Here is a 20,177-nt window from a genome sequence, read left to right as displayed (position 1 = left end):
ACGCTTGTTACGCCGCGTCGACGCGACGCGCCAGTACTTCGCCCAGGCGCACCGGCGACTCGCCCTTCAATGACGGATCCAGTGCCGCCACGCCCGGCGGCAGCAGCACGATCACGGTCGAGCCGTAGTTGAAGCGGGCCATCTCGCCGAAGCGCTCCAGGGTGATGTCGGCGCCGCGGTAGTCCTTGACCGTCACCACGTCGCCATAGCGCGGGATCTCCACGCCGCTCCACACCGTTTCCACGCCCGAGACCAGCAGCGCGCCGACCATGACCATCGCCATCGGGCCGAAGTCGGTGTCGAAGTGGCAGACCAGGCGCTCGTTGCGTGCGAACAGGCGCGGCACGTTCTGCACCGCCGCCGGGCCGACACTGAAGAGCCGGCCGGGCACGTGCACGGTTTCGCGCAGCTTGCCGCCCCACGGCATGTGCACGCGGTGGTAGTCCTTGGGTGACAGGTAGACGGTTGCGAACAGGCCATCGTTGAACGGCTCGGCGGCGTCTTCGTCACCGAGCAGCTCGGCGGCGGTGAACGACTGGCCCTTGGCCTGGAAGATGCGGCCATTCTCGATCGGCCCGCACTGGCTGATGCGGCCGTCGGCCGGCATCACCAGCGTGCGCGGATCGGCATCGGCGATGCGCGCGCCGGGCTTGAGTGCGCGGGTGAAAAACGCGTTGAACGTCGGGTAGGCCTGCGGGTCCGACTCGGCCGCCTCGGCCAGGTTGACGCCGAACCTGCGCGTGACCGTGTCGATCAGCCACTGCTTGAGCCACGGCGAATCGGAATACGCCAGGCTGCGCGCCATCGACGACAGCAGTCGATGCGGCAGGACGTAGGTGAGGGCGGTGAACAGGCTCATGGCTTTGCTCCGGCCGCGGCCTGCGTCAGCGCGGTCATGTCCGCGGCGATCGCCTTCGGGTCGAGCGGCGGCTGGACGATGCCGGCCATGCGGCCCTGCGGGTCGAGCACCGCCATCGAGGCGCTGTGGTCGACGCTGTACTGGTCGGCCGGGGCGCCTTCGGGCGCCGGCACCTTGGCGAAGACCATGCTCAGCGACTTGGCGAAACGCTCCAGTGCGGGCACGTCGGCGGTGGCGGCGAGAGTGTCGCGGTGGAAGGCATGGGCGTACTCGCCGATGCGGTCCGGGCTGTCGCGCTCGGGATCGACCGAGACGAACAGCACGCGCGGACGGGTCGCTTCCGGCAGCGCGGCCCATTGCTTCTGCGCGCGCGCCATTTCCGCCAGGGTCGTCGGGCAGACGTCCGGACAGTGGGTGAAGCCCAGGAACACCAGCGTCCAGTGGCCCTTGAGCTCGCCGGGCACCAGCGCGGTGCCATCGGACTGGCGCAGGGAGAACGACGGCAGCTCGCGCGCCGGCTCGAACAGGCGCACGGCCTGGGTCTGCGGCCACCTGGAATGGGTGACCGGGCCGAAATGGCGTTGTGCGGCCCACAGCCCGAGGGCGGCAGCGACGGCGGCAATCAGGATCAGGACGGTGGTGCGATTGAACATGTCGCCTCTTGAACGGCAGGCCCGGCTGGGCGCGCGGGCATGATACCGGGCGTGCGTGCCGCATGGGCCGGGCCGCACGGATTGGCGGGCCCGGGTGGCCGGTATGGGTGGCCGGTATGAATCGCCGATATGAATCGCCGATATAATCGCCGACCCCTATGCAAGGCCTCGCCATGACCGGCTCCGCCCCCCTCACGCCCGTGCAGCTCCAGTCGGCGACGTTCGAACAGGTCTCGATCATCGACCTGATCCGTTTCGGCGGCAGCCGCTTCAACGAGGCCGGCCTGACCTTCGGCCACAGCTACGACAACGCCCTGGACGAGGCCACGCAGCTGGTGCTGCATGCGCTGCACCTGCCGCACGACCTCAGCCCGGTCTACGGCACCTCGCGCGTCACCGCTGACGAGAAGGCCAGGGTGCTGGCGCTGTTCGAGCGCCGCATCAACGAGCGCGTCCCCGCCGCCTACCTGGCCGGAGAGGCCTGGTTTGCCGGGCTCAGCTTCAAGAGCGACCGCCGCGCACTGGTGCCGCGTTCGCCGATCGCCGAGCTGATCACCACCGGCTTCGAGCCGTGGCTGGGTGGCCGCGAGATCGAGCGTGTGCTCGACCTGTGCACCGGCTCGGGCTGCATCGCCATCGCCACCGGCCACTACCACCCGTACTGGCAGGTCGACGGCGCCGACATCAACGACGACGCGCTGTCGCTGGCGCACGAGAACAAGGCGCGCCTGCACGCCGACAACGTCACACTGCGCAAGTCGGACCTGTTCAAGGGCCTGCAGGGCGAGGTCTACGATCTGATCGTGACCAATCCGCCGTACGTCACCAATGACGAAACCGATGCCCTGCCGCACGAGTATTCGCACGAGCCCGACCTGGGCCTGCGTGCCGGCGACGACGGCCTCGACCTCGCGCTGAAGATCCTGCGCGACGCCCCCGACCACCTCAGCGAGAACGGGCTGCTGATCTGCGAAGTCGGCGAAGCCGAGCAGGCACTGGTGGCGCTGCTGCCGGAACTGCCGATGGCCTGGGTCGAGTTCAAGGTCGGCCAGATGGGCATCTTCGTGGTCGAGCGCAGCGACATCATCGAGCACCACGCGAAGATCAAGGCGCTGGCCGACGCGCGCGGCTGAGGCTGGCCCGTCATTCCCGCGAAGGCGGGAATCCAGGGACGTCCTGTCGGGCATGAAAGACGCTGGGTCCCCGCCTTCGCGGGGATGACGGCCCGCTCGTTCCGGCAGCAACCTTTTCCGATTGCTAGAGTGCACCGGTCCATACACCAGGATCCCCCGTGTCCAGCAACACCTTCGGCAAGCTGCTCTCGGTAACCACCTTCGGCGAAAGCCACGGCCCGGCGATCGGCTGCGTCGTGGACGGCTGCCCGCCCGGCATCGCGATCGCGCCGGACGACTTCCGCCACGACCTCGAGCGCCGCGCCACCGGCCGCACCCGCCACACCTCGCAACGGCACGAGGCCGACGAGGTCGAGATCCTCAGTGGCGTCTACGAGGGCGTCACCACCGGCACCCCGATCGCGCTGCTGATCCGCAACACCGACCAGCGCAGCAAGGACTACGCGAAGATTTCCGAGCAGTTCCGCCCGGGCCACGCCGACTACACCTATTGGCAGAAGTACGGCATCCGCGACCCGCGCGGCGGTGGCCGCTCCTCGGCGCGCGAGACCACCATGCGCGTGGCCGCGGCCGTGATCGCGAAGAAGTGGCTGGCCGATCGCCACGGCGTGAACGTGCAGGGCTACCTGTCGCAGATCGGCGAGATCGTCCCGCACGGTTTCGACCTGTCCGCGGTCGAGGGCAACCCGTTCTTCTGGCCGGACACCCGCCAGGTCACCGAGCTGGAGTTGTACATGGACGCGCTGCGCAAGTCCGGCGATTCGGTCGGCGCGCGCGTGGACGTGATCGCCACCGGCGTGCCGCCGGGCTGGGGCGAACCGATCTACGGCAAGCTCGATGGCGAACTGGCCAGCGCGCTGATGAGCATCAACGCGGTCAAGGGCGTGGAGATCGGCGACGGCTTTGGCGTGGTCGCGCAGAAGGGCAGCGAGCATCGCGACCACATGACGCCCGGCGGATTTGCATCCAACCACGCCGGCGGCATCCTCGGCGGCATCAGCAGCGGCCAGCCGCTGCGCTGCTCGGTGGCCTTCAAGCCGACCTCGAGCCTGCGCCTGCCGGTCGACAGCCTCGATGTCCATGGCAACGTCGTCGAAGTGGTCACTACCGGCCGCCACGATCCCTGCGTCGGCATTCGCGCCACGCCCATCTGCGAAGCGATGGTGGCGCTGGTGCTGATGGACCAGGCGCTGCGCCATCGCGCCCAGTGCGGCGACGTCGAGCTGCCGGCAGCACGTATCCCGGGCCAGGTGGGCTGAGAAATGCGACCGCGGGTGTGGGTCTCGCAACCGCTGTTCGCCGACATCGTCGGGCGCCTGCACGAGCACTTCGACGTGGTCGCGACGGAGCACGTCGGCAAGCATTCGCCGCAGCAGATTGCCGCGGCTCTGGCCGATTGCGATGGCGCGCTGGTCACCCTCAACGATCCCATCGCCGCGGCCGAAATCGCCGGCGCCCCACGCCTGCGCGCCATCGCCAATGTGGGCGTCGGCTACAACAATCTGGACGTGCCCGCGCTGACCCGCGCCGGCATCGTCGTGACCAACACCCCCGACGTCCTCACCGAAACCACCGCCGACTTCGGCTTCGCGCTGATGATGGCCGCGGCCCGGCGCATCACCGAAGCCGAGCGCTGGCTCCGCGAGGGGCAGTGGCGGCAGTGGAGCTTCGAGACCCTGCTCGGCGGTGACCTGCACGGCTCGACGCTGGCAATCCTCGGCATGGGCCGGATCGGGCAGGGCATCGCCCGCCGCGCGGCCGGCTTCGACATGCGCGTGCTGTACCACAATCGCAGTCGCCTCCCGGAAACGGTCGAGCGCGAATGCCGTGCGCAGTACGTCGATCTCGACATGCTGCTGGCGCAGGCCGATCACCTGGTCCTGGTGCTGCCGTATTCGCCGCAGGCGCACCACCTGATCGATGCCGCGGCGCTGGCGAAGATGAAGCCGACTGCGACCCTCACCAACATCGCCCGCGGCGGCCTGGTCGACGAGGACGCCCTGGCCGAGGCGCTGGCCGGCGCAAGGCTGGCCGCAGCGGGCCTGGACGTCTACGAAGGCGAGCCAGCGGTGAATCCACGCCTGCTGGCGCTGCGCAACGTCGTGCTGACCCCGCATATCGCCAGCGGCAGTCTGGCCACGCGCCGGGCCATGGTCAGCCTGGCCGTGGACAATCTGATCGCCGCACTGGGCTTCGGGCCCGATGCCGGCCGCCCGCCGACGCCGGTCAACGCCGGCCAGCTCAAACGCTGAGCCCCTCATCCGGCCTGGCGGCCACCTTCTCCCGCAAGCGGGAGAAGGGAGCTTCAGTAGTCGATAATGGCCTCACCCCACCCGCCGGATTGAATCCGGCTGCTCCCACCAACCAGGACCACAAGGAACCAATGAACGCCAAGAACTCCTGCAACGTTGCCATCGTCGGTGCTACCGGCGCGGTCGGCGAGACCATGCTCAAGATCCTCGCCGAGCGTCAGTTCCCCATCGGCAAATTGCACGTGCTGGCCAGCGAACGCTCGGCCGGCGAGAAGATCGAGTTCGGCGCGAAGAAACTGGTGGTGGAAGACCTGGCCAAATTCGACCCGACCGGCGTCGACATCGCGCTGTTCTCCGCCGGTGGCAGCATCTCCAAGGAGTACGCGCCGAAGTTCGCCGCCGCCGGCGCGGTGGTGATCGACAACTCCTCGGCGTTCCGTTACGACGACGACGTGCCGCTGGTGGTGTCGGAGGTCAATCCGGAGCAGGTGAAGAACCGCCCGCGCGGCATCATCGCCAACCCGAACTGCTCGACCATGCAGATGCTCGTTGCGCTGGCGCCGATCCACCGCAAGGCCGGCATCGAGCGGATCAACGTGGCGACCTACCAGTCGGTGTCGGGCGGCGGACGCTCGGCGCTGGAAGAGCTCGGCCGCCAGACCGGCGCGCTGCTGAACTTCCAGGACCCGCAGCCCGAACGCTTCCCGGTGCAGATCGCCTTCAACCTGATCCCGCACATCGACGACTTCCAGGACAACGGCTACACCAAGGAAGAGATGAAGCTGGTCTGGGAGACGCGCAAGATCCTCGGCGACGACAGCATCCAGGTGAACCCGACCGCGGTGCGCGTGCCGGTGTTCTACGGCCACTCCGAGGCGGTCAACGTCGAGACCCGCGAGAAGATCACCGCGGCGCAGGTGCGCGAGATGCTGCTGACCGCGCCGGGCGTGGAAGTGGTCGACGAGCCCAGGGCCGGTGGTTACCCGACCCCGGTGACCCACGCCTCGGGCAACGACCCGGTCTATGTCGGCCGCATCCGCGACGACTTCTCGCACCCGCGCGCGGTCAATCTGTGGATCGTCTCGGACAACATCCGCAAGGGTGCGGCACTGAACGCGGTCCAGCTGGCCGAGCTGGTCTGGGCCGAGCGCGGCTGAGCAGGGGCGGGGGCGGCGTGGCCGCTCCCGAACCGCCCGCGGCCCTCAATCCGTCGTCGCGATCCCACTCGGCGACGGTTTCAATTGCCCCTGACCCCGGCGAAGGCTAGAGTCGCCGCCGGGGGAAGGCATCGGGATCTGAAGTGAAACAACGTCAAGTGAAACAACAGGCCAGGCGCGGTTCGCGCACGGTCCTGGCATTGGCGCTGGCGCTTGCCAGCGGCGCCGCGTCCGCGTTGGGGCTCGGCCAGATCGAAGTGAAGTCGCGGATCGGGCAGCCGTTCCTCGCTGAAATTCCCATCGTTTCCAACGATCCGTCGGAACTGGAGAACCTCCAGGCCGAGCTGGCATCGCCATTGGTGTTCGCCCGCATCGGGCTGCAACCGCCGTCCGGCGTGGTCGCCGAACTGCGCTTCTCGTCGGCGCTGGACTCCAGCGGCCGCCCGGTCATCCGCGTCACCAGCGACCAGCCCGTCAACGATTCGCTGCTGACCTTCCTGGTCTCGGTCGACTGGGGCCAGGGCCGTCTGGTGCGCGAGTACTCGGCGCTGCTGGACACGCCGCGCACGGTCTCGGCGCCGCTGCAGCCGCAGATCGAAGAAACCGTGGTGTCTGCGCCCAATACCGTCGAGCGCGAGCCGGAGCTGGCCACCGCACCCGACGCTCCCGCCGGAGCCGAGGCACTCGCCGACGCCTTGGCCGCCGAAGCCAATCGCGACAGCGATGCCGACGCCGACGCCATCGCGCCGACGCCGCAGCCGCAGCCGGTCGCGCAACCCATTCCCCAGCCCGCCCCAGCCGCACAGCCGCAGCAGGTTGCCAGCGTGACCCCGGCACCGGCGCCTGCCGGCGATCTCGCCGGGCAGTATTCCGTGCGTCGCGGCGACACCCTGTCGGAGATCGCCGGCCGCGTGCAGGGTCAAGGTTTCACCCTCGACCAGGCGATGATCGCGCTGCTGCGTTCCAATCCCGAGGCCTTCATCGACGGCAACGTCAACCGCCTCAAGGCCGGTGCGGTGCTCGCAGTGCCGGCCAGTGAACAGCTGGCCAGCGTCGACGCGGCGCAGGCGCGACAACTGGTCAGCAGCCAGGTCCGGCAGTGGCGCGATGCGCGCCGCGCGGTGCCGCAGCCGGCGCTCCAGGCCGGCGTTGCCGCTGCCGCCGCCGCCGCGCCGGTGGCAAACCCGGCAGCTGCTGCGGCCAATCCGCGCAGCGCCGATGCACGTCTGGAAATCGTCCCGCCTGGCGCCAGCAGCGCTACCCAGGCGGGGACACAATCCGGCATCAACGCCGGTGGTGAGGGCGACATGCTGCGTCAGGAACTGCAACAGAACACCGAAACGCTCGCCGCGCGCGAGGCCGAGCTGCAGGAGCTCAAGGGCCGTGTCGCCGAACTCGAACAGCTGCAGCACAAGCAACAGCAGCTGATCCAGATGAAAGACAGCGAACTGGCCGCCGCGCAGCAACGCCTGGCGCACAGCAACCAGCAGGCACAGGCGCTGCAGACCGGCTCGGCGCTGCCGTGGCTGATCGGTGGCGGCGTGCTGCTGCTGGTGGTCGCCGGTGGCTGGTTCTGGCGCCGCCGTCCGGCCAAGCCGGTGTTCCGCGCGCCGCTGCCGGGTGACGCCGCGACCGCGCCTGCGAGCACGCCATCGATCGCCGATTCCTTTGACGAGTCGTCGTTCCCGGCCCAGCGTGCACCGGTCCAGGCCGAAGTGGACCTGCGCGTCGACGATGCAGCCGACGAACCTGCCGTGCCCGTGCTCGAGCTGCAATGGGCTTCCGCCCCGCCAGCGTCGCCGGCTCCGGCACCGGCTCCGGCTGCCAGCGCCAAGGCGCCGGCCTGGCACGTGGCGTCGGCCGACACCAAGGGTCGCGTCGAACCTTCGCTGGCGACGCAGCCGGGCCAGGAGCGCCTGGAGCTGGCCCGCGCCTACCTCGACCTGGGCGACCGCGAAAGCGCCCGCCAGCTGCTGGCCGAGGTTGTGATCAACGGTGACCTGGCCGCCCGCCAGCGCGCCTCGCGGATGCTGCAGGACCTGGACTGACTTACTGGACTGACACGTGTTGGACAGCGCAACCGCCGCCGACGCCCCCCCGTCGCGGCGCCATGCCCTAGGCGTCGAATACGACGGCAGCGGGTTCTCGGGCTGGCAACGGCTGAGCAAGCATGGCGAGCCGGAGCGGGAGGGCGAACAGACCCTGCAGGCTGCGCTCGAGCAGGCGCTGTCGTTCGTCGCCGGCCACCCGGTCGAGGTGGTCTGCGCCGGTCGTACTGATGCCGGCGTGCATGCGAGCTGCCAGGTCGTCCACTTCGACAGCAGGGTCGTGCGTGATCCGCGCGGCTGGATGCTCGGCGTCACCAGTCGCCTGCCGCCGCAGATCTGCGTGCGCTGGGCGCAGCCGATGGCGGACGATTTCCATGCGCGTTTTTCCGCGCGCGCGCGCCGCTACCGCTATCGCATCCTCAACCGTCCGGTGCGTCCGGCGCTCGGCCGTCAGTACCTGAGCTGGGAACGGCGCCCGCTCGACGCCGCCGCGATGAACCGCGCCGCGCAGGCGCTGCTCGGCGAGAACGACTTCTCCGCATTCCGCACGGTGCACTGCCAGGCGCCGCACGCGATGCGCGACCTGCAGGCAATCAGCGTGCGCCGCGACGGCGACATCGTCGAGGTCGAAGTGCAGGCCAACGCCTTCCTTCACCACATGGTCCGCAACATCGTCGGCAGCCTGTTGATGGTCGGCAGTGGCGAGCAGCCCGAGGCCTGGATCGGCCAGCTGCTGGCCGGTCGCGACCGCACCGTGGCCGGTCCGACCGCGCCGTCGGCGGGGCTGGTGTTCCTGGGCCCGCGCTATCCGGCGCAGTGGGGACTGCCGGCCGAGGTCACGCTGTGAGCGCAGGCCACACCCGCATCAAGTTCTGCGGCATGACCCGCGCCGAGGACGTGCGCGCTGCCTGCGAGCTGGGTGTGGACGCCATCGGGATGGTGTTCGCGCAGCGCAGCCCGCGCCGGCTGGAGGCCGGGCAGGCCGCGGTGCTCAGGGCGGACGTTGCCGCGGGCATCGAGGCGGTCGCGTTGTTCATGGACAACAGCGAAGACGAAGTGGCCGCGGTCATCGCGCAGGTGCGTCCCAGCCTGCTGCAGTTCCACGGCAGCGAAGACGAGGGCTTCTGCAGCAGTTTTGGCCTGCCGTACCTTAAGGCGATCGCCATGGGCGATGCAGGCGGGCAGGGCGTCGACTGGTCGGCGCGCTACCCCGGCGCGAGCGCGCTGCTGCTCGACAGCCATGCCCTTGGCGGCGCCGGTGGCAGCGGCCACACCTTCGACTGGTCGCGCATCCCGGCGCAACTGGGCAAACCGTTCCTGCTGGCCGGCGGCATCCATCCGGGCAACGTGTTCGACGCGGTGCGCAGCGTGCGGCCGTGGGGCGTGGATGTATCGAGTGGCATCGAGCGCGCACCGGGCATCAAGGACGCCACGCGCATGCGCCGCTTCGTCGAGGAAGTGCGGCGAGCGGATCTGACGGGCTGAGTCGCGCCGCCAGAGCTACGCGGCCAGAGCTACGCGGCCAGAGCTACGCGGCCAGAGCTATGCCGCCAGAGCTACGCGGCCAGCTCGGCGCGCAGCCACTTCGCCAGTCGCCCCACCCGCGGATCGTTGTTGCGCCTGGGCGCGCACAGCGCCCAGCACCCCTGCGTGGCCACGAAGCCCCAGGGCGCCAGCAAGCGGCCCGCTTCAATGTCTTCGGCCACCAGCGGCTCCGGCGTGATCGCAACGCCCAGTCCCGCCTGCGCGGCTTCGAGCAGGTAGTACAAGTGCTCGAACCCGGTGCCCAGGCGCAGCGCGGTCGGGTCCAGGCCCATCCGCTCGGCCCAGTCGCGCCAGGCCTGCGGACGCGATGTCGTATGCAGCAGGGGCAAGTCGACCAGCGCCGTTGCCGGCGCCGACAGCAGACGCTCATGGCCCACCAGGCGCGGGCCCAGCACCGGGCCGATGCGCTCGGGCGCCAGCTCATGCACCTGCCATTCCGGCGGCCACGGCGCCTGCGCGATCAGCAGTGCGGCGTCGAGTCCGCTCATCTGCGCATCCGGAACGGTCTCGCTTGCCGACAGGTGCAATTTCAGATCGGGGAGTTCGCGCTGCAGCCGTTCCAGCCGCGGAATCATCCAGCGCGCCAGCACGCTGCCGGGGCAACCGAGCACCAGCGGCGCCTGTTGCGGCTTGCGGCGCAGTTCCGCCCATGCCCCGCGCAGCGGTTCGAACGCCGCTTCCGCGGCTTCGTGCAGGCGCCGACCGGCCGAGGTCAGCGCCAGGCCGCGGCCCTGGCGCACGAACAGCGCGGTGCCCAGCGTCTCCTCCAGCGCCCGCAGGTGGCGGCTGACCGCGCCATGGGTGACGTGCAGCTCATCGGCGGCGCGGCTGACGCTGTCGAGCCGGGCCACGGCCTCGAAGGCGCGCAGGGCATTGAGCGGGGGCAGGTCACGGCTCATGACGTGTGAGTTTTTCTGACAGGTTGTGCCGATTTTATAGGTTTTTACCGCTCCTGCGCTGCGATAAGGTGTCAGGACCAATGGTGCAGGCCCAGCTTGCTGGTGGCGCCCCCTCCCCAGTCGCCAGCAAGCTGGATTCCCTGCCTTCCACACCGGCTCGAAGGAACTGACATGAGCGTCGACATGCGCGGCGTGGACTTTCACGCCTACCCGGACGCCTCCGGCCACTTCGGCCGCTACGGCGGCCGCTTCGTCGCCGAGACCCTGATCGGACCGCTCGAGGAACTGGCCGCGGCCTACGACGCCGCCCGCGTCGATCCGGCCTTCGTCGCCGAGTTCGATCGCGACCTGGCCCACTACGTCGGCCGCCCCAGTCCGATCTACCACGCCCAGCGGCTGAGCGAGGAAGTCGGCGGCGCGCGCATCGTGCTCAAGCGCGAAGACCTGAACCACACCGGCGCGCACAAGATCAACAACACCATCGGCCAGGCGCTGCTCGCCAGCCGCATGGGCAAGACCCGGATCATCGCCGAGACCGGCGCCGGCCAGCACGGCGTGGCCAGCGCCACCGTCGCCGCGCGGCTGGGCCTGGAATGCGTGGTCTACATGGGCGCCACCGACATCGAGCGGCAGAAGATCAACGTCTACCGCATGCGCCTGCTCGGGGCGACGGTGGTGCCGGTGACCAGCGGTTCGGCCACGCTCAAGGACGCGCTCAACGAAGCCATGCGCGACTGGGTCACCAACGTCCGCGACACCTTCTACATCATCGGCACCGTCGCCGGCCCGGATCCCTATCCGCGCATGGTCCGCGACTTCAATGCCATCGTCGGCCGCGAGGCGCGCGCGCAGATGCTGGCCGAATACGGCCGGCTGCCCGATGCGGTGACGGCCTGCGTCGGTGGCGGCAGCAATGCGATCGGCATCTTCCACGCCTTCCTCAACGACTGCGACGTGCGCCTGGTCGGCGCCGAGGCGGCGGGCGAGGGCATCGCGACCGGCCACCATGCCGCTTCGCTGGCTGCCGGGCGTCCTGGCGTGCTGCACGGCAACCGCACCTACGTGCTGTGCGACGACGATGGCCAGATCATCGAGACGCATTCGGTCTCCGCGGGCCTGGATTACCCCGGCGTCGGCCCCGAGCACGCGTTCCTGAAGGACGCCGGCCGCGCCGAATATGTGGGAGTCACTGACGATGAGGCGCTGGCTGCATTCCACCAGCTCGCGCGCTGCGAGGGCATCCTGCCGGCACTGGAATCGAGCCATGCCATCGCCCAGGCGGCGAAGCTGGCGCGCGAGTTGCCCAAGGACGCGATCGTGCTGTGCAACCTGTCCGGTCGTGGCGACAAGGACGTGCACACGATCGCCGCGCGCGAAGGCATCTCGATTGGATGAGCCCCATCTTGGACGAAGCATGTTGGACGAGAGCATGAACCGCATCGACACCCGTTTCGCCGCACTCAAGGCGCAGCGCCGCAAGGCCCTGATCCCCTTCATCACGGCCGGCGATCCCTCCCTCGAAGCCACCGTGCCGGTGATGCATGCGCTGGTCGAGGCCGGCGCCGACGTGATCGAGCTGGGCGTGCCGTTCTCAGACCCGATGGCCGATGGCCCGACCATCCAGCGCAGTTCCGAACGGGCGCTGGCGCGCGGGGCAGGGCGGTCATTCGTGTTCGAGTGCGTGCGCCGGTTCCGCGAGCGCGATGCCGACACGCCGGTCGTGCTGATGGGCTACCTCAACCCGGTCGAGATCCCGGGCGCCGACCGCTTCGCCGCCGAGGCGGTCGCGGCCGGCGTCGACGGCGTGCTGCTGGTCGACCTGCCGCCGGAGGAGTCGGGCGAGTTCCGCGCCGCGTTCTCGGCGCATGGCCTGGCGCTGATCCTGCTGGCCTCGCCGACGACCACCGACGCCCGCATGGCCGTGCTGTGCGAGCAGGCGCAGGGATACCTCTACTACGTCAGCTTCGCCGGCGTGACCGGCGCCGACCGGCTCGACACCGGGGCCGCCGGCGCGCGCCTGCACGAGATCCGCAGCCGCAGCCGCGTCCCGGTCGTGGCCGGTTTCGGCATCAAGGACGCGGCCAGCGCCGCGGCGATGGGCGTGGAGGCCGAGGGTGTCGTCGTCGGCAGCGCACTGGTGGCGGCGCTGGCCGAAGCGGGCGATCCGACTGTCCAGGCCCGGACTTTCCTCACACCGTTGCGAGCTGCCCTCGACGCCCTGCCGGCCTGAGCACCCCACTGCGCTAAACTGGCCCGCTCGGCCGGACCCCACTCCGGCACTCACCAAGCCTGAACGGGGAACACCCAACGCATGTCCTGGCTCAAGAAACTCATGCCTTCGGGCATCCGCACCGAGACGGGCGCTTCCAAGCGCCGCAGCGTGCCGGAAGGTCTGTGGGAAAAGTGCGACCGCTGCGGCGCCGTGCTCTACCGCCCCGAACTCGAGGAAAACCTCGAGGTCTGCCCGAAGTGCGGCTTCCACATGGCGATCCGGGCGCGGGTGCGCCTGACCGCGCTGCTCGACGCCGGCAGCACCACCGAAATCGCGGCCGAACTCGGCCCGGTCGACGTGCTCAAGTTCAAGGACCAGAAGAAGTACGCCGACCGCATCAAGGCCGCACAGAAGTCCACCGGCGAGCGCGATGCGCTGATCGCCATGAGCGGCACCCTCAAGCAGCGTCCGCTGGTCGCCTGCGCCTTCGATTTCGCCTTCATGGGCGGCTCGATGGGCTCGGTGGTCGGTGAGCGTTTTGCCCGCGGCGCCGAAACCGCCGTGGACCTGGGCTGCCCGATGGTCTGCTTCACCGCCACCGGCGGCGCGCGCATGCAGGAAAGCCTGTTCTCGCTGATGCAGATGGCCAAGACATCGGCCGCGCTCGGCCGCATGCGCGCCAGGGGCCTGCCTTTCATTTCCGTGATGACCCACCCGACCACCGGCGGCGTGTCGGCCTCCTTCGCGATGCTGGGCGACCTCAACCTCGCCGAGCCCGAGGCACTGATCGGCTTCGCCGGCCCGCGCGTGATCGAGCAGACCGTGCGCGAGACCCTTCCCGAAGGCTTCCAGCGCTCCGAGTTCCTGCTCGAGCACGGCGCCATCGACCAGATCTGCGACCGCCGCGAAATGCGCGACCGCCTGGCCACGCTGTTCGCGTTGATGATGAAGCAACCGCAACCGGTGGACGAAGAGGTGGGTTCTTGAGCCGCAAGTACTTCGGCACCGACGGCATCCGCGGACGCGTCGGTGAGGGTCCGATCTCGGCCGACTTCGTGATGCGCCTGGGCAACGCCTACGGTCATGCGCTGCCGCGTCGCGACTGGCGCAACCCGGTGGTGATCATCGGCAAGGACACGCGCATCTCGAACTACATGTTCGAGGCCGCGCTCGAAGCCGGGCTGGTTGCCGCCGGCGTCGACGTGCAGCTGATGGGCCCGATGCCGACCCCGGCCGTGGCCCACCTGACCCATTCGATGCGCGCCGATGGCGGCATCGTGATCTCCGCTTCGCACAACCCGCACCACGACAACGGCATCAAGTTCTTCTCCGCCGAAGGCGAGAAGCTCGACGACGCCACCGAGCTGGCGATCGAAGCCGCGCTCGAGGAACCGTTCCGCACCGTGCCCTCCGAGCAGCTCGGCAAGGCCGTGCGCACGCGCGACGCCCTCGGCCGCTACATCGAAGCCTGCAAGGGTTCGGTGCCCAAGGGCTTCGACCTGGGCGGCATGCGCATCGCCATGGATTGCGCCAACGGCGCGACCTACCAGCTCGGGCCGCTGGTGCTGCGCGAGCTGGGCGCTCGCGTCGATCCGATCGGCATCGACCCCAACGGCATCAACATCAACGACGGCGTCGGCTCGACCCATCCGGAAACGCTGGCGGCGCACGTCAAGGCCACCGACGCCGATCTGGGCATCGCCTTCGACGGCGACGGCGACCGCGTGCTGTTCGTCGACGGCGAAGGCGTCGTCCGCGACGGCGACGACCTGATCTACGTGCTGGCCTGCGACTGGCAGCAGACCGGACGCCTGAAGGGGCCGGTGGTCGGCACCCTGATGACCAATTACGCGCTCGAGCGCGCGCTGGCCGAGCGTGGCATCGGCTTCATCCGCGCCAAGGTCGGCGACCGCTACGTCCACCAGCAACTGCATGCCAACAGTGCCGTCCTCGGCGGCGAGGCCTCGGGCCACCTGTTGTGCCTGGACCGCACCAGCACGGGCGATGGCATCGTCAGCGCGCTGCAGGTGCTGGAAGTGCTCAAGCGCCGCGGCATCAGCCTGGCGCAGGCGCTCGACGGCTTCAGCAAGCTGCCGCAGAAGACGGTCAACGTGCGTTTCCAGGGCGGCGCCAAGCCGGCGGAAGCGCCCTCGGTGCGGGCTGCGCTGGCACAGGCGCAGGCTGCCGTCGAAGGTCGCGGCCGTGCCTTCCTGCGTCCGTCCGGCACCGAGCCGGTGGTGCGCGTGACGGTCGAAGCCGATGACGCGACGCTGATGCAGGACACGCTCGACCGTCTCGCCGAAGCCGTGCGCGCTGCGGCCTGATCGCAGCGCTGCGTGAAAACGAACATCTCCACCATGAACATCGATCCTGACAGGGACGCCCCGTGAACCGCATTCCAACCCTCGACATCCGCCGCTTCAGCGATCCGGCCAATGCCGGCGACCGTGACGCCTTCGTGGCCGAACTTGGCGCGGCCTATCGCGAGTGGGGCTTCGCCGGAATCCGCGGCCACGGCATCCCGGTCAGCCAGATCGACGCGTCCTACGACGTGTTCAAGCGTTTCTTCGACCTGCCCGAAGCGGTGAAGCTGAAGTACCACGTCGCCGGCAGCGGCGGCGCCCGCGGCTACACTCCGTTCGGCGTGGAGACGGCGAAGGATTCCCAGCACTTCGACCTCAAGGAGTTCTGGCACGTCGGCCGCGAGATCCCGCGCGACTCGAAGTACGCGGACGTGATGCCGCCGAACCTGTGGCCGGAGGAGATCCCGGAATTCCGCGAGCAGGCCTACGGCCTGTACGAGTCGCTCGATCGCCTCGGCTCGCGCGTGCTCAGCGCGCTGGCCCTGCACATCGGCCTGCCGGAGTCCTACTTCGCCGACAAGACCAACTCCGGCAATTCGATCCTGCGACCGATCCATTACCCGCCGATCACGACCGATGACATCCCCAACGAGCGCGCCGGCGCGCACGAGGACATCAACCTGATCACGCTGCTGGTCGGCGCCAGCTCCGAGGGTCTTGAAGTGCGTTCGCACCAGGGCGAGTGGGTGCCGTTCACGGCCGACGCCGACACCATCGTGGTCAACATCGGCGACATGCTGCAGCGCCTGACCAACCACGTGTACCCGTCGACGACGCACCGCGTGGTCAACCCGCCGGGCGCGAAGGCGCGCCAGCCGCGTTACTCCACGCCGTTCTTCCTGCACCCGAACCCGGACTTCCTGATCGACGTGCTGCCGTCGTGCGTGAGCGCCGCGAATCCGAGCCTCTACCCGGAAGCGATCACCGCCCACGGCTACCTCGAAGAGCGCCTGCGCGAAATCAAGTTGAAGTGACGTTCTGGCCCGCGCGCAGAGCGCGCGGCCCGGGACGACGATGTGAGGGGTCTTACACGGGCGGCGGGACCACGATTCCCGCCCCCTCGAGCGCCTCGCGCCAGGCGGCCAGCTTCACAGCAGGCGCAATCGACGCATTCGCCGGACTGCTCGAAGGCAACCGAATGCACCGCAGCCCCAGCGCAACCGGATCCACGCCGGCAAGACGCCGAAACCCGCTTTCGGCCTTGGCGCCATTGAACAGCACCGTCCCGACCCCACGATGCCCTTGGAAGAACGCAACGAAGTCGTTCGCCTGCGCCGTGTCGTCGCGAATAGCCGAATCCAGGCTGCCATCGCGCTCGCAACGATCGAACACGTCCCACAGTGCAATGCCGGATTGCTTCAGAAGCAACAATCGCTGCGCATAGGGCAGGGCAGGTGCCGCGCCAACCAGCTCGCCCATGATCGGCCAGAAGCGGTTGTGCGGATGTGCGTAGTACTGATGCGCCTGCAACGACGCGGCTCCCGGCATGCTGCCGAGAATCAGCACGCGCGCATCCTTTGCACTGACCGGGGGAAAGCCTTTCAGAAGGCGTGGACTGGCGGTGGGGGACATGGCCATGGGTCGATTCTCGCCGACGTGAGGTAAACTTTGCGCCCTTCGTTCAGCGTGCTTGCCGCAGCTGGACCCAGCCAGGAATCAAGGAGTGGCCATGCGCCGCAGAATCGTCGCCGGAAACTGGAAGCTGCATGGCGATCGCCGCTTCGCGCTGGAGCTGCTCGATGCGCTGGTCGCGCAGCCGGCCCCGGCCGGGGTCGAGCAGCTGATCCTGCCGCCACTGCCGTACCTGGCCGGCCTGATTGCCCGTTACGGCGACAAGGGCCTGACCTTCGGCGCCCAGGACGTCAGCGTCAACCAGAAGGGTGCCTACACCGGTGAAGTCTCGGCCGGGATGCTCAAGGACGTCGGCGCCCTGTACGGCCTGGTCGGGCACTCCGAGCGTCGTCAGTACCACGGCGAATCCAGCGAGCTGGTCGCGCGCAAGTTCCTCGCCTGCAAGGCCGCCGGCCTGACCCCGGTCCTGTGCGTGGGCGAGAGCCTGCGCGAGCGCGAGGACGGCCAGACGCAATGGCGCATCCAGGAGCAGCTCGAGCCGGTGTTCAAGCTCGGCGGCGCCGATGCGCTGGACGGCGCGATCCTCGCCTACGAGCCGGTCTGGGCCATCGGAACCGGCAAGACCGCGACGCCAGAACAGGCACAGGCCGTCCACGCATTCATCCGTAGCGAAATCTCCGCACACGATGCTAGAATTGCTGGCTCGCTACCGATCCTGTACGGCGGAAGCGTGAAGGCCGACAATGCCGCCGCGCTGTTTTCGCAGCCGGACGTCGATGGCGGCCTGGTTGGCGGGGCCTCACTGGTCGCGGCCGACTTCCACGCCATCGCAGTTGCGGCGGCACCCTGACGAAACGCGGACCCGGTCCATCGTGACCAGTCCCGGATCGTTCCCACGGTTTCAGTGAACTAGCAGAATCCAACGATGCTGTTGTTACTCAACGTCATCTACGTGCTGATCGCGATCGCGATGGTTGCGCTGATCCTGATGCAGCGCGGCGCAGGTGCGCAGGCCGGCTCCGGTTTCGGTGGCGGCGCCTCGGCGACCGTGTTCGGCGCGCGCGGCTCGGCCAGCTTCCTGACCAAGGCCACCAAATGGCTGGCGATCTCGTTCTTCGCGATCAGCCTGTTCATGGCATGGCAGGCGATGCACCGGGCGACTGGCGCCGCAGCCCCGGCCCAGCAGGGCGGCGTGATGGCCGAACAGGTTCCGTCGGCTCCGTCGGCTCCGTCGGCTCCGGCCAGCAACAATTCGGCAGTGCCGTCGGCCCCCGTGGCCCAGCCGGCACCCGCCAGCAGCGTCCCGCAGGCTCCGGCCGCGCCGGGCGCGACCACCCCGGCACCGGCTCCGGCCTCGCAGGCTCCGGCCGCGACCCAGTCGCCCGAGCCGGCCAAGCCGCAGCCCGCCACTGGCGGTTGAGCAGAACGGCTGGTCGGAAGGGGTAACATTGATTTTCATCGGCCCGGCACGGAACGCCGGGTACGGTCAGCGATGACCGGCAACGACCGGGCCTGCATGGGCGCGGTTGCGTCAGGACGACAAAGGTTTGATTGCCCAGGTGGCGGAATTGGTAGACGCACTACCTTGAGGTGGTAGCGACGTAAGTCGTGGGGGTTCGAGTCCCCCCTTGGGCACCACACCGATTCAACTCGTTCCAGATCTGAACGTTCAAAGACGTCAAAAAAACACGTACTGCAGCAAACAGCACCACCGACGCGGGTGCGGCGCGCACGGCGGGCCGGAATCTCGCGCGGGGATGACCAGGCGGCAACACGCCGAGCCAAGGTCGCAATGGCGGCCGAGCTAAACGAAGCGAGAGAACAACTAGTGCTGGCCGAATACCTGCCGACCCTGCTGTTCCTGATCGTCGCCGGAGGTATCGGCGTCGCCCTGCTGGTGGTGGGCCAACTGCTCGGCCCCCAGCGCCCGACCCTCGAAAAACTCTCGCCGTACGAGTGCGGATTCGAGGCGTTCGAAAGTGCGCGCATGCAGTTCGACGTGCGCTACTACCTGATCGCGATCCAGTTCATCATCTTTGACCTGGAAATCATCTTCATCGTGCCCTGGGCCACCGTGTTCCGCGAACTCGGTCCCGTCGGCCTGATCGAGATGGGCATCTTCGCCGGCATGCTCTTGCTCGGCTTCGTCTATGTCTGGAAGAAGGGAGCTCTCGAATGGGAGTGATCCAGAATGTTTCCGAGCTGATGCACAACCCGCTGCCCGAAGGGCGGCTGGACGACATCCTGCGCCCGGAAGGTGATAACCCGCTGCTGCAGAACGGCTTTGTCACCACCTCGTTCGACGCGCTATGGAACTGGGCACGCACCGGCTCGATGTGGCCGATGACGTTCGGCCTGGCCTGCTGCGCCGTCGAGATGATGCACGCCGGCGCCGCGCGCCTGGACCTGGACCGTTACGGCGTGGTGTTCCGCCCGTCGCCGCGCCAGTCCGACGTGATGATCGTCGCCGGCACCCTGGTCAACAAGATGGCCCCGGCGCTGCGCAAGGTCTACGACCAGATGCCCGGCCCGAAGTGGGTGATCTCGATGGGCAGCTGCGCCAACGGCGGCGGCTACTACCACTATTCGTATTCGGTCGTGCGCGGTTGCGATCGCATCGTGCCGGTCGATGTCTACGTGCCGGGCTGCCCGCCGACGGCCGAAGCGCTGATCTACGGCATCCTGCAGCTGCAGAAGAAGATCCGCCGCGGCACCAACTTCGGCGAAAACATCCAGGGCGTGCGCTGACATGACAGAGACTGTGCAAGCCTTTGTCGATCGCCTCGCTTCCCGTTTCGACGGTGCGCTCGTTGTCGTCGCCGAACCGCGTGGCGAAGTCACCATCGACATCGCCGCCGCACAGTGGCTGGCGACGGCCTTCGCGCTGCGCGACGAGTTCGGATTCGAACAGCTCGTCGACGTCAGCGGCGTCGACTACCTCAGCTACGGCAGCGACGAGTGGGACACCGACGTTTCGTCGGAAGGTTTCTCGCGTGGCGTCGAAGGCAAGAGCGCCGGCCGCTTCGCCTGGGGCGAGCAGGTCAACGGCGCCGCCGCTTCGCCGGAGCGCCGCTTCGCCGCGGTCGCGCACCTGCTGTCGTACCAGCACAACCGCCGCGTGCGCCTGCGCACGTTCGCCGAGAACGACGATCTGCCGGTGGTGGATTCGCTGACCTCGGTGTGGGCGGGCAGCAACTGGTTCGAGCGCGAGGCGTTCGACCTGTATGGCATCGTCTTCGAAGGCCATCCGGACCTGCGCCGCATCCTGACCGACTACGGTTTCGTCGGTCATCCGTTCCGCAAGGACTTCCCGCTGATCGGCAATGTCGAAGTGCGCTACGACGCCGACAAGAAGCGCGTGGTCTATGAGCCCGTGTCGATCGAGCCGCGAGTCGGCGTGCCGCGCGTGATCCGCGACGATGCCCGCTACCAGACCGCTGCCGGCGAAGCCGCGCAGGGCGCGGAGGTGAAGAAGTGAGCACCA

The 20,177-nt window shown here is 68.7% G+C and carries 21 protein-coding genes and 1 tRNA gene; 18 read left to right on the top strand and 4 right to left on the bottom strand.

All coding sequences use genetic code 11. The features are described 5' to 3' along the window. Positions 1-7 precede the first annotated feature (7 nt). Positions 8-859, bottom strand: coding sequence for an archaetidylserine decarboxylase (gene asd / locus AC1DER_RS03885; RefSeq protein ID WP_477246781.1), 852 nt, complete (start codon positions 857-859; stop codon positions 8-10). Then, positions 856-1,512 (bottom strand): SCO family protein, encoded by a 657-nt coding sequence (locus AC1DER_RS03880; protein ID WP_441814772.1) that lies wholly within the window; start codon positions 1,510-1,512, stop codon positions 856-858. Before AC1DER_RS03880 ends, asd begins: the two co-directional genes overlap by 4 nt. Before the next feature lie 173 nt (positions 1,513-1,685). Here AC1DER_RS03880 and prmB point away from each other — a divergent pair, with 173 nt between their 5' ends. The 7 genes from prmB (at position 1,686) to AC1DER_RS03845 (ending at position 9,587) form a co-directional block, all read left to right on the top strand. After that, positions 1,686-2,645 (top strand): 50S ribosomal protein L3 N(5)-glutamine methyltransferase, encoded by a 960-nt coding sequence (gene prmB, locus AC1DER_RS03875; RefSeq protein ID WP_477246779.1) that lies wholly within the window; start codon positions 1,686-1,688, stop codon positions 2,643-2,645. Between the two features lie 158 nt (positions 2,646-2,803). Beyond that, positions 2,804-3,904: a chorismate synthase gene (gene aroC, locus AC1DER_RS03870; protein WP_441814770.1), complete on the top strand. Its 1,101-nt coding sequence runs from the start codon at positions 2,804-2,806 to the stop codon at positions 3,902-3,904. 3 nt (positions 3,905-3,907) lie between these two features. Then, entirely contained in the window at positions 3,908-4,897 is a 990-nt protein-coding gene (locus AC1DER_RS03865) for a 2-hydroxyacid dehydrogenase (protein WP_477246776.1), read from the top strand. Between the two features lie 131 nt (positions 4,898-5,028). Further along, complete coding sequence (locus AC1DER_RS03860) at positions 5,029-6,054, top strand: aspartate-semialdehyde dehydrogenase (protein WP_477246774.1); 1,026 nt, start codon at positions 5,029-5,031, stop codon at positions 6,052-6,054. 143 nt (positions 6,055-6,197) lie between these two features. Continuing rightward, positions 6,198-8,102: a type IV pilus assembly protein FimV gene (locus tag AC1DER_RS03855; protein ID WP_477246772.1), complete on the top strand. Its 1,905-nt coding sequence runs from the start codon at positions 6,198-6,200 to the stop codon at positions 8,100-8,102. 19 nt (positions 8,103-8,121) lie between these two features. Continuing rightward, entirely contained in the window at positions 8,122-8,949 is an 828-nt protein-coding gene (gene truA / locus AC1DER_RS03850; RefSeq protein ID WP_441815211.1) for a tRNA pseudouridine(38-40) synthase TruA, read from the top strand. Further along, positions 8,946-9,587 (top strand): phosphoribosylanthranilate isomerase, encoded by a 642-nt coding sequence (locus tag AC1DER_RS03845; protein ID WP_477246770.1) that lies wholly within the window; start codon positions 8,946-8,948, stop codon positions 9,585-9,587. Before truA ends, AC1DER_RS03845 begins: the two co-directional genes overlap by 4 nt. 71 nt (positions 9,588-9,658) lie before the next feature. Here the strand turns inward: AC1DER_RS03845 and AC1DER_RS03840 are convergent, their stop codons facing one another. Further along, on the bottom strand, positions 9,659-10,546 hold the full coding sequence (locus AC1DER_RS03840; RefSeq protein ID WP_477246768.1) for a LysR family transcriptional regulator: 888 nt from the start codon (positions 10,544-10,546) through the stop codon (positions 9,659-9,661). Positions 10,547-10,729: 183 nt separating this feature from the next. On the opposite strand from AC1DER_RS03840, the gene trpB reads away from it, so the two are divergent. The 5 genes from trpB (at position 10,730) to AC1DER_RS03815 (ending at position 16,095) form a co-directional block, all read left to right on the top strand. Further along, positions 10,730-11,941, top strand: coding sequence for a tryptophan synthase subunit beta (trpB, locus tag AC1DER_RS03835; RefSeq protein WP_477246829.1), 1,212 nt, complete (start codon positions 10,730-10,732; stop codon positions 11,939-11,941). A gap of 34 nt (positions 11,942-11,975) precedes the next feature. Continuing rightward, positions 11,976-12,776: a tryptophan synthase subunit alpha gene (gene trpA, locus AC1DER_RS03830; RefSeq protein WP_477246766.1), complete on the top strand. Its 801-nt coding sequence runs from the start codon at positions 11,976-11,978 to the stop codon at positions 12,774-12,776. 81 nt (positions 12,777-12,857) lie between these two features. Further along, positions 12,858-13,745, top strand: coding sequence for an acetyl-CoA carboxylase, carboxyltransferase subunit beta (gene accD, locus AC1DER_RS03825; protein WP_441814763.1), 888 nt, complete (start codon positions 12,858-12,860; stop codon positions 13,743-13,745). Continuing rightward, positions 13,742-15,082 (top strand): phosphoglucosamine mutase, encoded by a 1,341-nt coding sequence (gene glmM / locus AC1DER_RS03820; protein ID WP_477246764.1) that lies wholly within the window; start codon positions 13,742-13,744, stop codon positions 15,080-15,082. The genes accD and glmM overlap by 4 nt, the downstream gene beginning before the upstream one ends. A gap of 62 nt (positions 15,083-15,144) precedes the next feature. After that, positions 15,145-16,095 carry an isopenicillin N synthase family dioxygenase gene (locus AC1DER_RS03815; protein WP_477246762.1) on the top strand — a complete coding sequence of 317 codons (951 nt, stop codon included), beginning with the start codon at positions 15,145-15,147 and terminating at the stop codon, positions 16,093-16,095. A 52-nt stretch (positions 16,096-16,147) separates the two neighbouring features. Here the strand turns inward: AC1DER_RS03815 and AC1DER_RS03810 are convergent, their stop codons facing one another. Next, positions 16,148-16,699 (bottom strand): DNA-deoxyinosine glycosylase, encoded by a 552-nt coding sequence (locus AC1DER_RS03810; protein ID WP_477246760.1) that lies wholly within the window; start codon positions 16,697-16,699, stop codon positions 16,148-16,150. A 91-nt stretch (positions 16,700-16,790) separates the two neighbouring features. On the opposite strand from AC1DER_RS03810, the gene tpiA reads away from it, so the two are divergent. The 6 genes from tpiA to AC1DER_RS03780 all read left to right on the top strand — a co-directional run bounded on the left by tpiA (position 16,791) and on the right by AC1DER_RS03780 (position 20,171). After that, positions 16,791-17,543 (top strand): triose-phosphate isomerase, encoded by a 753-nt coding sequence (gene tpiA / locus AC1DER_RS03805; protein ID WP_477246758.1) that lies wholly within the window; start codon positions 16,791-16,793, stop codon positions 17,541-17,543. Positions 17,544-17,618: 75 nt separating this feature from the next. Beyond that, entirely contained in the window at positions 17,619-18,113 is a 495-nt protein-coding gene (gene secG, locus AC1DER_RS03800) for a preprotein translocase subunit SecG (protein WP_477357682.1), read from the top strand. Positions 18,114-18,246: 133 nt separating this feature from the next. Then, positions 18,247-18,331, top strand: a tRNA-Leu gene (locus AC1DER_RS03795). 190 nt (positions 18,332-18,521) lie between these two features. Continuing rightward, entirely contained in the window at positions 18,522-18,878 is a 357-nt protein-coding gene (locus tag AC1DER_RS03790; RefSeq protein WP_477245552.1) for an NADH-quinone oxidoreductase subunit A, read from the top strand. Further along, positions 18,869-19,441, top strand: coding sequence for a NuoB/complex I 20 kDa subunit family protein (locus tag AC1DER_RS03785; protein ID WP_158730667.1), 573 nt, complete (start codon positions 18,869-18,871; stop codon positions 19,439-19,441). The genes AC1DER_RS03790 and AC1DER_RS03785 overlap by 10 nt, the downstream gene beginning before the upstream one ends. A 1-nt stretch (position 19,442) precedes the next feature. Next, a complete protein-coding gene (locus AC1DER_RS03780; protein WP_441814757.1) occupies positions 19,443-20,171 on the top strand; it encodes an NADH-quinone oxidoreductase subunit C in 729 nt (242 codons plus the stop codon). Positions 20,172-20,177 lie beyond the last annotated feature (6 nt).

The organism is Lysobacter sp. 05T417, assembly GCF_056396405.1.
This window is presented reverse-complemented; position numbering and strand designations above follow the sequence as displayed.

Coding starts and splice junctions, on each gene's coding strand:
- asd (WP_477246781.1), bottom strand. CDS start 859: ATGAGCCTGTTCACCGCCCTCACCTACGTCCTGCCGCATCGACTGCTG.
- AC1DER_RS03880 (WP_441814772.1), bottom strand. CDS start 1,512: ATGTTCAATCGCACCACCGTCCTGATCCTGATTGCCGCCGTCGCTGCC.
- prmB (WP_477246779.1), top strand. CDS start 1,686: ATGACCGGCTCCGCCCCCCTCACGCCCGTGCAGCTCCAGTCGGCGACG.
- AC1DER_RS03865 (WP_477246776.1), top strand. CDS start 3,908: ATGCGACCGCGGGTGTGGGTCTCGCAACCGCTGTTCGCCGACATCGTC.
- AC1DER_RS03860 (WP_477246774.1), top strand. CDS start 5,029: ATGAACGCCAAGAACTCCTGCAACGTTGCCATCGTCGGTGCTACCGGC.
- AC1DER_RS03840 (WP_477246768.1), bottom strand. CDS start 10,546: ATGAGCCGTGACCTGCCCCCGCTCAATGCCCTGCGCGCCTTCGAGGCC.
- trpB (WP_477246829.1), top strand. CDS start 10,730: ATGCGCGGCGTGGACTTTCACGCCTACCCGGACGCCTCCGGCCACTTC.
- trpA (WP_477246766.1), top strand. CDS start 11,976: ATGAACCGCATCGACACCCGTTTCGCCGCACTCAAGGCGCAGCGCCGC.
- accD (WP_441814763.1), top strand. CDS start 12,858: ATGTCCTGGCTCAAGAAACTCATGCCTTCGGGCATCCGCACCGAGACG.
- AC1DER_RS03810 (WP_477246760.1), bottom strand. CDS start 16,699: ATGGCCATGTCCCCCACCGCCAGTCCACGCCTTCTGAAAGGCTTTCCC.
- tpiA (WP_477246758.1), top strand. CDS start 16,791: ATGCGCCGCAGAATCGTCGCCGGAAACTGGAAGCTGCATGGCGATCGC.
- secG (WP_477357682.1), top strand. CDS start 17,619: ATGCTGTTGTTACTCAACGTCATCTACGTGCTGATCGCGATCGCGATG.
- AC1DER_RS03785 (WP_158730667.1), top strand. CDS start 18,869: ATGGGAGTGATCCAGAATGTTTCCGAGCTGATGCACAACCCGCTGCCC.
- AC1DER_RS03780 (WP_441814757.1), top strand. CDS start 19,443: ATGACAGAGACTGTGCAAGCCTTTGTCGATCGCCTCGCTTCCCGTTTC.